We start from the raw sequence: 14,122 nt of genomic DNA, 5'->3' as shown, positions 1-14,122 counted from the left end.
ATCAACCGGATCGCGAACCCGCCGATATTGGTCCGCCCGCCCTTGGCGAGCGTGCCGATTTCCTGCGATGTCGTCGCCCCGGCGTCGGTCAAGATCGGGCGTCCCATCCAGCACCGTCATGCTGAACTCGTTTCAGCATCCATCGGGCAACAAGCGATCGCGCCGCTTGTCGCACGGTGGACCCTGAAACAAGTTCAGGGTGACGGAGTGAGATTGACGGCGTTCGTGCCACGTTAGTGTGCCGCACCCCAGCTTGATCCAACGCCGATCTCGACCGCCAACGGCACGCTCAACGGCACGGCCGGCTCGCTCGCCGTCGCCATCACGCGTTCGATCACCGGTTTCGCCGCCTCGACCTCGCCCTCCGGCACTTCGAACACCAGTTCGTCATGGACTTGGAGGAGCATGCGCGTGCCCGTCAGCCCGGCCGCCGCCAGCGCGGGTTCCATCCGCGTCATCGCGCGCTTGATGATATCGGCGCTGGTGCCCTGGATCGGGGCGTTGATCGCGGCGCGTTCGGCACCCTGGCGCTCATGCTGGACGTTCGACTTGATCCGCGGGAAGTGCGTCTTCCGCCCCAACAGCGTCTCGGTATAGCCGCGTTCGCGGACCTGGCCGATCGTGCCCGCGATATAGTTGCGGATGCCTGGGAATCGCTCGAAATAGCGGTCGATCATCGCCTGCGCCTCGTCCGGCGTGACGTCGAGCCGGCCGGCCAGCCCCCAGCGCGAAATGCCGTAGAGGATCGCGAAGTTGATCGTCTTCGCCCGCCCGCGCGTGTCGCGGTTGACCTCGCCGAACAGTTCCTCGGCGGTCAGCGCGTGGATGTCGTCGCCGTTCGCGAACGCCGCTTTCAGCGCCGGCACGTCGGCCATGTGCGCGGCGAGGCGCAGCTCGATCTGCGAATAGTCCGCCGCCAGGATGACGTTGCCCGGTTCCGCCACGAATGCGTCGCGGATCTGGCGGCCGATCTCGGTGCGGATCGGGATGTTCTGGAGGTTCGGGTCGGTCGAGGACAGGCGCCCGGTCTGCGCGCCGGTCAGGCTGTAGCTGGTATGGACGCGGCCGGTCGCCGGGTTGATCTGTTCCTGCAACGCGTCGGTATAGGTGTTCTTGAGCTTGGTCAGCTCGCGCCAGTCGAGCACGCGGGCGGCGATCTCCGCGCCCGGCGAATCCTTGTCGGCGGCGATCCGCGTCATCTCGTTGACGTCGGTCGAATAGACGCCCGACTTGCCCTTGCGTCCGCCCTTGATCCCCATCCGCTCGAACAGCACGTCGCCCAATTGCTTGGGGCTGCCGATCGTGAACGGGCCGCCGGCGAGGCCGTGGATCACGGTCTCCAGCGCGCCGATCTGCTGCGCGAAGTCGGTCGACAAACGGTGAAGTACCGCTTGGTCAACCTTGATCCCGTGCCGCTCCATCCGCGCGATCACGGCGGGGAGCGGACGGTCGACCATTTCGTAGACGCGCGTCGCCGCTTCCGACGGCAGGCGCGGCTTGAACCGGCGCCACAGCCGCAGCGTCACGTCGGCGTCCTCCGCCGCGTAGCGCGTCGCCGCGCGCAGATCGACCTCGTGGAAGCCGAGCTGCTTCTTGCCCGTGCCGACCACGTCCTTGTACGCGATGCAGCTGTGCGACAGATGCGTCGCGGCGAGCTCGTCCATGCCATGGCCGTGCAGCCCGGCGTCGAGGTCGAAGCTCATCAGAATGGTGTCGTCGTATGGCGCGACGTCGATCCCGCCCACGCTCTCGCCGGCGCGGCTCAGGACGATCAGGTCGTATTTGAGGTTATGGCCGATCTTGAGGACGCTCGGGTCTTCCAACAGCGCCTTCAGCTTCGTCAGCGCGACCGTGCGGTTGAGCTGGATCGGCTTCTCCGCGAACATGTCGCTGCCGCCGTGCCCGAGGGGCACGTAGCAGGCGAGGTTGGGGTGCAGCGCCATCGACACGCCGACCAGCTCCGCGCGCGTCGCATCGACGCCCGTCGTCTCGGTATCGATCGCGACCCAGCCCTGATGCCGCGCCACCGTGATCCAGCGATCGAGCGCCGCCTCGTCCACCACGGTCTCGTAGCCATCATGGTCGCACGGCGAATCTTCCTCCTCCGGTACGCCGATCAGGCCGTGAGTCGGCTCCGCGACCGGCGTGTCGGCCACCGCCGACAGCTTGGCGAGCAGCGACTTGAAGCCGTGATGCTCGAGGAATGCGCGGAGCGGCGCGTCGGGAATGCCCTGTAGCCCCAGATCCTCGAGCGGCTCGGGCAGGTTCGCGTCGCATTTCAGCGTCACCAGCACCTTCGACAGCCGCGCATTGTCGGCCTGGTCGATCAGGTTGTCGCGCAGCTTGCCCGGCTTCATTGCGGGCGCGGCGGCGAGCACGGCCTCCAAGTCGCCATGCTCGTTGATGAGCTTCGACGCGGTCTTCGGGCCCACCCCGGTCACGCCCGGCACGTTGTCGACGCTGTCGCCCATCAGCGCGAGCACGTCGCCCAGCCGCTCCGGCCCGACCCCGAACTTCTCGCGCACGTAATCCGGACCGAGCCGTCGGTTGTTCATCGTGTCATACATGTCGACCGACGGGTCGGTCATCAGCTGCATCAGGTCCTTGTCGGAACTGACGATCGTCACCGACCAGCCCTGCGCCAGCGCGGCCTGGGTGTAGCAGGCGATGATGTCGTCGGCCTCCAGCCCCTCCTCCTCGATGCACGGCAGCGAAAAGGCGCGGGTCGCGTCGCGGATCATCGGGAATTGCGGGACCAGGTCCTCGGGCGGGGGCGGGCGATGCGCCTTGTACTGGTCGTACAGGTCGTTGCGGAAGGTGTGGCTCGACTTGTCGAGGATCACCGCCATGTGGGTCGGGCCGTCGGCCTTGTGCAGCTCGTCTGCGAGCTTCCACAGCATGGTCGTGTAGCCATAGACCGCACCGACCGGCTCGCCATGCTTGTTGGTCAGCGGCGGCAGGCGGTGATAGGCGCGGAAGATATAGCCCGAGCCGTCGACGAGGTAGAGATGGGGCATGGGAGCGATGGGATAGCGCAGCCGGAGCAGCGGGCATAGCCCGGGCGTGCGTCAGTCGCGCCGCAACGCCCAGACCCGCGTGCCGTCCTCCCGCAGGGGAAACGTGCCGGCCAGGCGGTAGTCGCGGTGGAGATGGGCGAACAGCAACGCATCGGCCTGCGGATCGCGATTGTCGTCGTACAGCGTGCGGTCGAGAATGACGGCCGGCCGACTGTCGAGCACGCGCTTCAGCTCCGCCATGGCATCGACGCCCAGCGCCGGCTGCTCGCGCGTCAGGCTCAGGTGGTAGGGGAACGCCCAGCGCGACGGCAGCGGCGATTGGGTGAGCTGGTAATAGATCGGATCGCCGAAATAGACGTAGAGGGTGCCGCCATGCAGATTGGCGTCGATCGCGGCGGTGACGCGGGCGGCATAGGCAGCGTCGCCGAAATAGGACCCGTATTCGGTGCTTTCCTTGGTGTTGACCGCGACCAGCGCCGTGACCGCCACGACCGCCAGGATCGGGCCGGCGCGGTCGACCGCGAACCCCACCGCCGCCAGCACCGCGAACGGCACCAGCAGCGGCAGGGCATAATGGTTGAAGTAGGAGCCGAAGCCCGCGAAGCTCAATGTCGCGGTCAGCCCCCAGCCGGCCAGCAGCAGCCAGGCGGCTCCGCTCGTCGCGCCGCGCCACGGCCGTCGCGTCAATGACAATGCGATCGGCAGCAGGAACGGCAGCATGCGCGGGCCGATCTTGCCCAGTTCCCCGAGCTCGTGCCGATACTGGCCGCGATCGCCGATCGACGTGAAGTTGGCGAACACGAAATCGCCGGCATGGCCGATCGCGGCGTACCAGGCGAAGGCCAACGCGGTCGGGGCGAGCGCAGCGACGACCCATAGCGTCATCGCGACCGCCAGACGCGGCATCGGCAGCTTCGCCCGCCACGCCATCCAGCTGAACGCCAGCCCGAAATAGATGCCCTCGACCAGCACCGAATATTTGATCTGCAGCGCGATGCCGACCAGCAGCATCGCGACCGCGCCACGCCGGACGATCCGCTCGGGCGCGCCGTCGAGCGTGCGCACCGCGATCCAGGCGGCGACCGCGACCGGCAGATTGTAGAAGACCGGCGCCTGGCCGCCGGGACCGCCGCTCAGGTTGAGCGACAGCAGGTACAGCAAGCCGACCACGATCGCCGTCCAGGGCGGTGCGATCCGCCGCGCCAGGATCGCGATCACCACCGCAGTCGCGCCGGCGAATGCGGTCGCGACCAGCTGGTACTGGACGATGCCGTCGCCGCCGAGCAGCCGGATCGCGGCGTAGAGCAGGAACAGGCCGACCGGCTTGCGATCCCAGATGTCCATATAGGGCACGGCGCCATGCCACATGCGGTCGCCGACCAGCAGGTAGAATTGCTCGTCGGAATCGATCAGCGGATCGCCGATATAATGGAGCCGCACGATCAGTGCCGCGACCATCAGTGCGACCATCGCAACGCGCCAGCCGCGCGGCTGCGCCACGGCATCGCGGATCGCGCGCGCGCCGGCGATCACGACACGCTCCGGCGGCGAGGGCGGGGGCGATTCTGGGCACGCGAACAGGTGGGAGTCGGGGGCACGGCTTCCATCCGGCGCGGCCATGGCGGCGCCGGCGTGGCTTGGCAATCGATTTACATCAACGCGCTCAGATCGGCCGGTTGGTCACCACGGCCAGCACGACCGCCTGCATCAGCTGCTGCCGCTCGGGGATGGTCTTGTCGGTATCGCCGATCATGACCGCGATCGAATAGGCCTTGCCGCTCGGCGAGATCAGGAAGCCGACATCGTTATAACCGGCGGTACGCCCGCTGAAATTCTGGCCAGTCCCGGTCTTGTGTCCGAACGTCCAACCCGGCGGTACCGCGCCGCGCATCCGCTGGCGGCCGGTATGCGACGATTCCATCGTCCCGATCAGGTAGGCGGTCGAGGTCGGCGACAGGATCTGGCCGAGCTTCAGCCGCGCCAGCGCCGTGCAGATCGCGGTCGGGGCGGCGCCGTCGGGCGGATCGGCGATGTAGCGGTCGAACGCGTCCATCCGGGTCGAGGCCGGGATGCGCGACCGCGCCATCTCGAACGCCCGCCCGCGCGAATATTCGGGGCGCCAGTCCATGCCCGCGGTCAGGCTCTGCAACGCGCGTTCGCCGGGGCCGAAGCGGATGTCGACGATCTGTTTGCGGAGCAGGAACGCGCGCACCACGCTCGGCCCGCCGACCAGTTGGAGCAGGCGGTCGTTGGCGGTGTTGTCGCTCTGCGTCAGCGCACGCTGCAACAGGTCGCCGACGGTGGTCTGGTACCCCTGATCCTTCACCAGCGCCGCGATCGGCTGGTGGAACAGCGTGAGGTCTTCCTTCTTGACCGTGATCGGGTCGTTGAGCGTCAGCCGCCCCTGGTCGACCTGATCGAGTACGGTCATCGCCACCCACAGCTTCGACACGCTCTGCTGCGGCAGCTTGATGTCGCCGTTGGAGGCGGCGGTCCAGCCGTCGTCGATGCTCTGCACCGCGACGCCGACTTTGCCGCCGAAATCGCGCGTCAGCGACTGGACGATCGCGACCAGGGCCTCGGGCGGGGCGACGCGGCGCGGCGGCAACGGCTGGACGACTTCCTGCGGGCGCGCGAACACGACGGGTGCGGGCGGCGGCGCCTGCGCGATATGCACGCGGCTGTCGGAGGAACAGGCGGCGAGCGCCAGCCCGACCATCCCGCCCATCGCCATCTTGTATCGAGTCACTCGGTCGCTCATCGGCCCCCGCCCCAACGCTACAGGGGGTGATAGTGTATCGCCCCGCGACGTTACGGAATCCCTTATAACCCCGCGCGCGATGAACCGCGCCTGAAAAGCGGTGGATCGAGCAACCGAACGCCTTGGAAAACCGCCCGATTCTAGGGCAGCAGGATCGTGTCGACCGCCTGCGGCAGCGTCTCGGGGTAATCGAGCGTGAAATGCAGCCCGCGCGATTCGTGGCGGTGCAGCGCCGATCGCACGATCAGGTCGGCGGTCTGGAGCAGGTTGCGCAGCTCGATCAGGTCGGGCGTCACGCGGAAATGGCCGTAATAATCGCCGACCTCGTCGGTCATCATCTTGATCCGGTGCGCCGCGCGTTCGAGCCGCTTGGTGGTGCGGACGATCCCGACATAGTTCCACATGAAGCGGCGGATTTCGGTCCAGTTCTGCTTAATGACGACCTCTTCGTCCGAATCGGTCACGCGGCTTTCGTCCCACGGCCGGATCGCGGGCGGCGGGGGCAGCTCGTCCCAATGCGCGTTGATGTGCCGCGCCGCCGCCTCCCCGAACACGAAGCATTCGAGCAGGGAATTGGACGCCAGCCGGTTGGCGCCGTGCAGCCCCGATTGCGTGCACTCGCCGGCGGCATAGAGGTGCGGCAGGTCGGTGCGCCCGTCCAGGTCGATCACGATCCCGCCGCAAGTGTAATGCTGGGCCGGCACCACCGGGATCGGCTCCTTCGTCATGTCGATGCCGAGCCCGAGCAGCTTTTCGTGGATCGTCGGGAAATGGTGGCTGACGAAGTCGGCGCCCATATGGCTGATGTCGAGATGGACGTAATCGAGGCCGTCGCGCTTGATCTCGGCGTCGATCGCGCGCGCCACGATGTCGCGCGGCGCGAGCTCGGCGCGGGCGTCGTAATCGGGCATGAAGCGCCGCCCGGTCTTCGGGTTCTTGAGCTGCCCGCCCTCGCCGCGCACGGCTTCCGTGATGAGGAAGTTCTTGACCTCGAGGTTGTAGAGGCAGGTCGGGTGGAACTGCATGAACTCCATGTTGGAGATGCGGCACCCCGCGCGCCATGCCATCGCGATGCCGTCCCCGGTCGCGCCGCGCGGCGCGGTCGAGAATTGGTAGGTGCGGCCGGCGCCGCCGGTCGCGAGGATCGTGGCGTTGGCGGTATAGAGCTCGACGCGGCCGCTCGCACGATCGACCGCGTAGACGCCCCACACGTTGCCCGCGCCCGAATAGCGTTCCTCGTGCCGCGACGTGGCGAGGTCGATCACCACCTTGTCGGGGACGAGCGTGATGTTGGGATGCTTCTCGGCGGCGTGGAGCAACGCCTCCTGCACCGCCCAGCCGGTCGCATCGTTGACGTGGACGATGCGGCGATGGCTGTGCCCGCCCTCGCGCGTCAAATGGAGGGCCTTGGCGTTTTCCGGCCCCTCCTGGTTGAACGGCACGCCCAGCTCGATCAGCCGTTCGATCGCGCGCGGGGCGCCCTCGACGACGAACTCGACCGTGCGGCGGTCGTTCAGCCCCGCGCCGGCGATCATCGTGTCCTCGATATGGCTCTCGAACGTGTCGCCCGGCTCCAGCACCGCCGCGATCCCACCCTGCGCCCACGCCGTCGACCCCTCGGCGAGCCCACCCTTGGCGAGCACGGTGACGCGGAAGCGGTCTGCCAGATTGAGCGCGGCGGTGAGACCCGCAGCGCCGGAGCCGATGATGAGGACGTCGGATTTCATACTCTCCCCTCCCGCTTGCGAGTTCCGGGTCGACAGCACCCCATGCTGTCGAGCCCCTGCCGGGGGCAGGGGCGACCCGGGACTGGGTTGGGGGTGGGCGTATCCGCCAGAGCCGCGCTGATCGCGTGGACGACACCTTCCGCGTTCGCCATCACCTCGTCATTGGTGAAGCGCAAAACCTCGAACCCCTCGGAACGCAAGAAAGCATCGCGCCGGGCATCCGCCGCGATCGAGCAATCGTGCGATTGGCCGTCCAGTTCTACCACCAGCTTCGCGCGGCGGCATACAAAGTCGCCGAAATATGGCCCGATCGGTATCTGTCGGCTGAATTTATGACCAAGCTGGCTAGCGCTTAGGTAGCGCCACAACGTCCGTTCTGGTGCTGTCGCTTCGTTCCGCAACTGCCTTGCGCGGATCGTGTCTCGTTGGCGCCATTCAGGCATGAAGCGCAGGCCGACCCCCGGCCCCTCCCGCAAGCGGGAGGGGAGAGGAGCGCGTCAGGTTGAGGAACACGTCTTCCAGATCCGGCTCCTTGGTCGAGACGTCGACGATGCCGTAGCCGCCGCGCTGCACCGCATCGAGCACCTGGCCGGCATTCGCCTGGTCCTTGCGATAGGTGATTTCGAGCACGCGCTCACCCTTCAGTTCGACCTTCTCGAAGCAGCTCGCGGCGGGCGGGGCGGTGACGTCGCGGTCGACGGTCAGCGCGACGACCTTTTCCTGCGCCATCCCGACCAGGTCGCGGGTCGGCTCATTGGCGATCACCTTGCCGTGGTTGATGATCGCGATGCGGTCGCACAGTTCCTCGGCTTCCTCGAGGTAATGCGTCGTCAGCACGACGGTCACGCCGCGTTGGTTGAGGTCGCGGACATAGGCCCAGAGCTGCTGGCGAAGCTCGATGTCGACGCCGGCGGTCGGCTCGTCGAGCACCAGCACCGGCGGCGAATGGACCATCGCCTTCGCCACCATCAGCCGCCGCTTCATGCCGCCCGACAGCGTGCGCGAATACGCCTTGGCCTTGTCCTCCAGATGCACCGCGCGGAGCAGTTCCATCGAGATGCGCTTCGCCTTGGGCACGCCGAACAGCCCAGCCTGGATCTCCAGCGTCTCTACGGGCGTGAAGAAGGGGTCGAACGTGATCTCCTGGTTGACGATGCCGATCGACGCCTTCGCGTTGCGCGGATGCTCGTCGATGTCGAAGCCCCAGATCGACGCGCGCCCGCTGGTCTTGTTGACCAGCCCGGCCAGGATGTTGATGAGCGTCGACTTGCCCGCGCCGTTGGGGCCGAGCAGGCCGAAGATGCTGCCGCGCGGCACCGTGAACGACACGTCGTCGAGCGCGCGCTTCCCGCCCTGATAGGTCTTGCACAAATGCTCGATCGCAATGGCGGCGTCCGCGGCGGCGTGGGTCATGCCGACCGACTTAGGCGCGCCGTGGCGGGAGGCAAGTTTCTTCTCCGCGAGCGTCAGCGCCCGCGTGGCTTGCCGGCCGGTGTCGTGGTCGGCGTGGTCTCGGGCGTCGGCACGGCGGCTTCGGTCGTTGCGGGTTCTACGGCCGGTGCGTCGCCGGCCGTCACGGTCAGCACCTGTTCGGTGCGAAGGGTGGTCCCGGCGACCTTGTCGGTCACGGTCGCGACGATACGGTATTCGCCGAACGGCCCGTCGCCGTCGGTGCCGAAGCCGAGCGCGCCGTCGCCCAGCACCAGCTTCTTCGGATCGTCGTCCGGCGTCCGTTGCCAGATCGCCATGCCCTTGTGATCGTCGTCGATGCTGCCGTCGGGGCGGTGGATGGTGAAATCGGCGACGACGTCGCACTTGCCGTCCGCGCCCGCCTTGCAGCCGTGGAAGATGATAAACACGAACAGCGGCCGGTTGGCGACGGTCGCGGTCGCCGTCGCCTTGCTGGCGGTGCCGAGACCCCAGGCGCCGACGAACTGCCGCGCGTCGCGTGCGGAGACCTGGAGGATGCCGAAGCCGTCGCGCTCGGCGCGGTCGCTCGGTCCGCTGGAAGCAGGCTTGGCTTTGGGCTTGGCGGGCGCCGCGTCGGGTTTCCTGGCGGACTTGACGGCCGGTTTCGCGACGGCTTTCTTCGGCGCGTCGGCCTTCTGGGCAAGAGCGGCGGCGGGCACGAGCGCGACGGCGGCGAGCAGGGCAAGCGAGCGGAGCATCGCGCGACCGTGCGGCGCGGCACCGCGCTTGGCAAGCCGTTATGCGGCGATTGCCCGCATCCGCGGCGCTTGCTATCGCGCGACCCATGCAGCCGCCGCCCGAAACCGTCCGCGTCTCCCATCCCCGCGTCGCCTGTGACGGCGCGACCGACATTCCCGGCGGCGCCGCGCTCGGTCATCCCCGCGTGTTCCTGCAGATCGACGAGGAAGGCTATGTCGATTGCGGCTATTGCGACCGCCGCTTCGTGCTGATCGGCGGCGCGGCCGACGGGGTCGATCCGGCGACGCTGCCCGACCATCCGGCGGGGGCGAGCGTCTAAACGCGACGCCCGCGTTCCGCGCCGCCGATCGGCCGGCGGCTGAGCAACGCTCATGCCGTTCGATGGCATGGCTTTGCCATGACGCCGTTCCACCCTACATGGTGTCAATGACCAGTCCGACCGATCCCCGCCAGTTCCTGTACCGCGACCAATTATCGCCCGACGAGGCGCAAAGGCTGACCGCCGCGGCGCTCGGCAAGGCCGATGACGGCGAGCTCTACCTGCAATATGCGCGGTCGGAGGCGTTCGGGTTCGACGACGGGCGGCTGAAGACCGCGAGTTACGACACGCATTCGGGCTTCGGCCTGCGCGCGGTGTCGGGCGAGACCACCGCCTTCGCCCACGCCAACGAGATCAGCGCGCCCGCGATCCAGCGCGCGGCGGAGACGATGGCGCTGATCGACCCCGCGACGGGGCCGAAGGCCGCGCCGCCCGCGCGCACCAACCGCCATCTCTACACCGACGCCGATCCGCTCGACCTGGTGCCGTTCGCCGACAAGGTGAATTTGTGTCAGACGATCGACGCCGCCGCGCGCGCCCGCGATCCGCGCGTCGCACAGGTCTCGGTCAGCCTGTCGGGATCGTGGAGCGTGGTCGAGATCGTGCGCGCCGACGGCTTCGTCGCGACCGACGTGCGTCCGCTGGTGCGGCTCAACGTCTCGATCGTGGTCGAGGCGAACGGGCGGCGCGAGACCGGCAGCTTCGGGATCGGCGGGCGCTATCTCTACGGCTCGCTGTTCGAGCCGGCGACGTGGAACCGCGCGATCGACGAGGCGCTGGCGCAGGCGCTGGTCAACCTCGATTCGGTGGCGGCGCCGGCGGGCGAGATGACCGTCCTGCTCGGCAACGGCTGGCCCGGCATCCTGCTGCACGAGGCGATCGGCCACGGGCTGGAGGGCGATTTCAACCGCAAGGGCACCAGTGCGTTCTCCGGCCGGCTCGGCGAGCGCGTCGCGGCGCCGGGCGTCACTGTGGTCGACGACGGCTCGATCGCCGATCGTCGCGGCTCGCTGTCGATCGACGACGAGGGCACGCCGACGAGCGAGACCGTGCTGATCGAGGACGGCATCCTGAAAGGCTATATGCAGGACCGGCTCAACGCGCGGCTGATGGGCGTGGCGCCGACCGGCAACGGCCGCCGGGAGAGCTTTGCGCACGCGCCGATGCCGCGGATGACCAACACCTTCATGAAGGCTGGCCGCGACGACCCCGCGGAGCTGATGGCCCGCGTCAAGCGCGGCATCTTCGCCAAGTCGTTCGGCGGCGGCCAGGTCGACATCGTCAGCGGCAAGTTCGTGTTCAGTTGCACCGAGGCGTATCTGATCGAGAACGGCAAGCTCGGCGCGCCGATCAAGGGCGCGACGCTGATCGGCGACGGGCCGACCTCGCTCACGAAAGTCACCGGCATCGGCAACGACTTCGCGCTCGACGAAGGCATCGGCATGTGCGGCAAGGGCGGGCAGAGCGTACCGGCGGGCGTGGGCCAGCCGACGTTGCTGCTCGAAGGGCTGACGGTGGGCGGCACGGTGGCGTGATTGCGGCAGTGCTCTTATGGGCGCTGGCGCAGACCGCGACGCCGCATCTCAATTGCGAGTTCGGCCCGATCGAGCGGCGCTACGGCGACGGTGATTGGTTGGTCTTTGCCTGTGACGATCGCTCCTCGGTCATCGTCGTCAGTAAACGCGCTGATATTATCGGCACCTTCGTTTACGTCCTTCATCTTCGAGGCGGGCATTATGTCGTCGATGGCGAAGGGAATGGTAGGAAGGCGTCGGGAGACGCCGCTTATGACGCTCTTGTCGCTTTGGGTGATGACGGTGTCCGACGTTTGCTAAGTGCGGTGCTGGCCGGGTTGGCCGGACGAGGCGAAAAACGTTGATTCCGAACCAATGAGTCTCGTCGAGCTCGGTCGCTACGACCGCAACGAGGCGATGATTATCGTCGGCCGGCTCGACAGCGAGGGGATCGACGCGGTGACCTTCGACGGCAATGCATCGATCGCCGACGGTTCCTACTTCCTCATTCCGGTGCGCGTGATGGTCGATGACGACGACCTGTCCCGCGCTCGGCGGATCCTCGACGAGACCGCCTGACGCTGCCCAACAAACGGGCAGTTGTTCGCAGTTGCACAAAAATTAACCCGCTCCGCGACGCATGATTGCGCGAAACGTTACGGTTTCGCGTCAATCTCGTCTTGGCATGCCCCTTGCGACGTCATTTTCGAACAACCGGGAAGGGGCGCCGATGAAGCTGGTCATCGCCATCATCAAACCGTTCAAGCTGGAGGACGTGCGCGAGGCGCTGTCGACCGTCGGCGTCGCCGGCATGACGGTGACCGAGGTCAAGGGGTTCGGCCGCCAGAAGGGGCAGACCGAAATCTATCGCGGCGCCGAATACAGCACCAACATGGTGCCCAAGATCAAGATCGAGGTGGTCTGCGCGAGCGACCTCGCCGATCGCGTGGTCGAGGCGATCCAGGCATCGGCACACACCGGCGCGATCGGCGACGGCAAGATCTTCCTGCTCGACGTCGGCCATGTCGTGCGCGTGCGCACCGGCGAGACCGACGACAGCGCGCTGTGACGCGCGACCAATCCGATGCTCTGATGGGGGTGACGATGAAGCCAAGGACGAAATTCGCGTTGATGGGGCTGGCGGGGGCCGCGGCGGTCGCCGCGCTGCCCGCTTGGGCGCAGGGCGCGCTCATCAAGGCGCCGACCGCCGCGCAGCAGGCCGGCATGGTCAACAAGGGCGACACGACCTGGATGCTGATCTCGTCGGCGCTGGTGCTGATGATGTCGGTGCCGGGGCTCGCTTTGTTCTATGGCGGGCTCGTCCGCACGAAGAACATGCTGAGCGTGCTGATGCAGGTGCTGATGATCGTCTGCATCGCGACGCTGGTGTGGTGCTGCTGGGGCTATTCGATGGCTTTCACCAGCGGCGGTGACAATCACCTGTTCGGCGGGCTGTCGAAGGCGTTCATGCGGGGGATCGACGGCACGACGCTGGCGGCGACCTTCTCGAACAACGTCTACATTCCTGAGCTCGCGTATTTCGCGTTCCAGATGACCTTCGCCTGTATCACGCCGGCGCTCATCATCGGCGCGTTCGCGGAGCGCGTGCGGTTCACCCCGCTGATGATCTTCATGGTCGCCTGGATGACGATCGTCTATTTTCCGATCGCGCACATGGTCTGGTACTGGGCCGGCCCCGACTTCCTGCCGGGTAGCCCGACCGATGGCGGCTTCCTGTTCAACAAGGGCGCGCTCGACTTCGCCGGCGGCACCGTCGTCCACATCAATGCGGGCATCGCCGGGCTGATGGGCTGTCTCGTGCTCGGGCCGCGGCTCGGGTTCAACAAGGAGCCGATGCCGCCGCATTCGCTGACCATGACGATGATCGGCGCCAGCCTGCTGTGGGTCGGCTGGTTCGGGTTCAACGCCGGGTCCAACCTGGAATCGAACGGCGTCACCGCAGTCGCCTTCGTCAACACCTATGTCGCGACTGCGGCGGCGGCGGTCAGCTGGGCGCTGATCGAACAGATCGTCCACAAGAAGCCGTCGCTGCTCGGTGCCGCGACCGGGGCCGTCGCGGGGCTGGTCGCGATCACCCCGGCCTCCGGCTACGCCGCGCCGATGACGTCGATCGTGCTCGGCCTGATCGTGTCGCCGGTCTGCTTCGTGTTCGTGACGACGGTGAAGAAGGCGCTGAAGTACGACGACACGCTCGACGTGTTCGGCGTGCACTGCGTCGGCGGCATCGTCGGTGCGTTGGGCACCGCGATCGTCGCCGATCCGAAGCTCGGCGGGCAGGGCTATTTCGACTATACCAAGTTCCCCGCCGTCGCCGTGAAGCCCGAGGATTACAGCATCCTCGCCCAGCTCTGGACGCAGTTCCAGGCGGTCGCGATCACCCTGTTCTGGTCGGGACTCGTATCGGCGGCTCTGTTCCTGGCGCTCAAATACACGATCGGCATCCGCCCCTCGAAGGAAGTCGAGACCGAGGGCCTCGACATCAACGAGCACGGCGAACGCGCCTACAATTACTGACGGGATCGGGGGCCGGTCCCGGGCACGGGGCCGGCTGCCAAACGACGTTCCTCCTGCGGACGACCCTGGGGCCGGTGGCG

The 14,122-nt window shown here is 67.3% G+C and carries 13 protein-coding genes; 6 read left to right on the top strand and 7 right to left on the bottom strand.

What is annotated here, in order from left to right; translation table 11 throughout:
- Window positions 1-233: 233 nt before the first annotated feature.
- The 7 genes from polA to J0I47_RS11275 all read right to left on the bottom strand — a co-directional run bounded on the left by polA (window position 234) and on the right by J0I47_RS11275 (window position 9,673).
- Window positions 234-3,017, bottom strand: a complete 2,784-nt coding sequence (gene polA / locus J0I47_RS11305; protein WP_294047098.1) for a DNA polymerase I — start codon at window positions 3,015-3,017, stop codon at window positions 234-236.
- Window positions 3,018-3,068: 51 nt separating this feature from the next.
- The gene (locus J0I47_RS11300) at window positions 3,069-4,550 is read right to left on the bottom strand and encodes a hypothetical protein (RefSeq protein WP_294047097.1); all 1,482 of its coding nucleotides are present in this window, start codon (window positions 4,548-4,550) and stop codon (window positions 3,069-3,071) included.
- Window positions 4,551-4,680: 130 nt separating this feature from the next.
- On the bottom strand, window positions 4,681-5,778 hold the full coding sequence (gene bla, locus J0I47_RS11295; RefSeq protein ID WP_294047096.1) for a class A beta-lactamase: 1,098 nt from the start codon (window positions 5,776-5,778) through the stop codon (window positions 4,681-4,683).
- A gap of 140 nt (window positions 5,779-5,918) precedes the next feature.
- Complete coding sequence (gene nadB, locus J0I47_RS11290; protein WP_294047095.1) at window positions 5,919-7,505, bottom strand: L-aspartate oxidase; 1,587 nt, start codon at window positions 7,503-7,505, stop codon at window positions 5,919-5,921.
- The gene (locus tag J0I47_RS11285; protein WP_294047094.1) at window positions 7,502-7,948 is read right to left on the bottom strand and encodes a DUF559 domain-containing protein; all 447 of its coding nucleotides are present in this window, start codon (window positions 7,946-7,948) and stop codon (window positions 7,502-7,504) included. Before J0I47_RS11285 ends, nadB begins: the two co-directional genes overlap by 4 nt.
- The gene (locus tag J0I47_RS11280; RefSeq protein ID WP_294047093.1) at window positions 7,941-8,918 is read right to left on the bottom strand and encodes an ABC transporter ATP-binding protein; all 978 of its coding nucleotides are present in this window, start codon (window positions 8,916-8,918) and stop codon (window positions 7,941-7,943) included. Before J0I47_RS11280 ends, J0I47_RS11285 begins: the two co-directional genes overlap by 8 nt.
- Before the next feature lie 53 nt (window positions 8,919-8,971).
- Window positions 8,972-9,673, bottom strand: a complete 702-nt coding sequence (locus J0I47_RS11275) for a hypothetical protein (RefSeq protein WP_294047092.1) — start codon at window positions 9,671-9,673, stop codon at window positions 8,972-8,974.
- Between the two features lie 86 nt (window positions 9,674-9,759).
- Here J0I47_RS11275 and J0I47_RS11270 point away from each other — a divergent pair, with 86 nt between their 5' ends.
- From J0I47_RS11270 to J0I47_RS11245, 6 genes are all read left to right on the top strand, one after another.
- Window positions 9,760-9,993: a zinc-finger domain-containing protein gene (locus tag J0I47_RS11270; protein ID WP_294047091.1), complete on the top strand. Its 234-nt coding sequence runs from the start codon at window positions 9,760-9,762 to the stop codon at window positions 9,991-9,993.
- A 107-nt stretch (window positions 9,994-10,100) separates the two neighbouring features.
- Window positions 10,101-11,528 carry a metalloprotease TldD gene (gene tldD, locus J0I47_RS11265; protein WP_294047090.1) on the top strand — a complete coding sequence of 476 codons (1,428 nt, stop codon included), beginning with the start codon at window positions 10,101-10,103 and terminating at the stop codon, window positions 11,526-11,528.
- Window positions 11,525-11,872 carry a hypothetical protein gene (locus J0I47_RS11260; RefSeq protein WP_294047089.1) on the top strand — a complete coding sequence of 116 codons (348 nt, stop codon included), beginning with the start codon at window positions 11,525-11,527 and terminating at the stop codon, window positions 11,870-11,872. The genes tldD and J0I47_RS11260 overlap by 4 nt, the downstream gene beginning before the upstream one ends.
- Before the next feature lie 10 nt (window positions 11,873-11,882).
- The gene (locus tag J0I47_RS11255; protein ID WP_294047088.1) at window positions 11,883-12,086 is read left to right on the top strand and encodes a DUF2007 domain-containing protein; all 204 of its coding nucleotides are present in this window, start codon (window positions 11,883-11,885) and stop codon (window positions 12,084-12,086) included.
- A gap of 151 nt (window positions 12,087-12,237) precedes the next feature.
- On the top strand, window positions 12,238-12,576 hold the full coding sequence (locus J0I47_RS11250; protein WP_294047087.1) for a P-II family nitrogen regulator: 339 nt from the start codon (window positions 12,238-12,240) through the stop codon (window positions 12,574-12,576).
- A 35-nt stretch (window positions 12,577-12,611) separates the two neighbouring features.
- Entirely contained in the window at window positions 12,612-14,042 is a 1,431-nt protein-coding gene (locus J0I47_RS11245) for an ammonium transporter (protein WP_294047086.1), read from the top strand.
- Window positions 14,043-14,122: the final 80 nt, after the last annotated feature.

The sequence above is a fragment of the Sphingomonas sp. genome (genome assembly GCF_017304635.1).
In the GTDB taxonomy this organism is placed as follows: Bacteria; Pseudomonadota; Alphaproteobacteria; order Sphingomonadales; family Sphingomonadaceae; genus Sphingomonas.
Note: the sequence above shows the minus strand (reverse complement) of the source record. Positions and strands in the feature narration are given on the sequence as shown.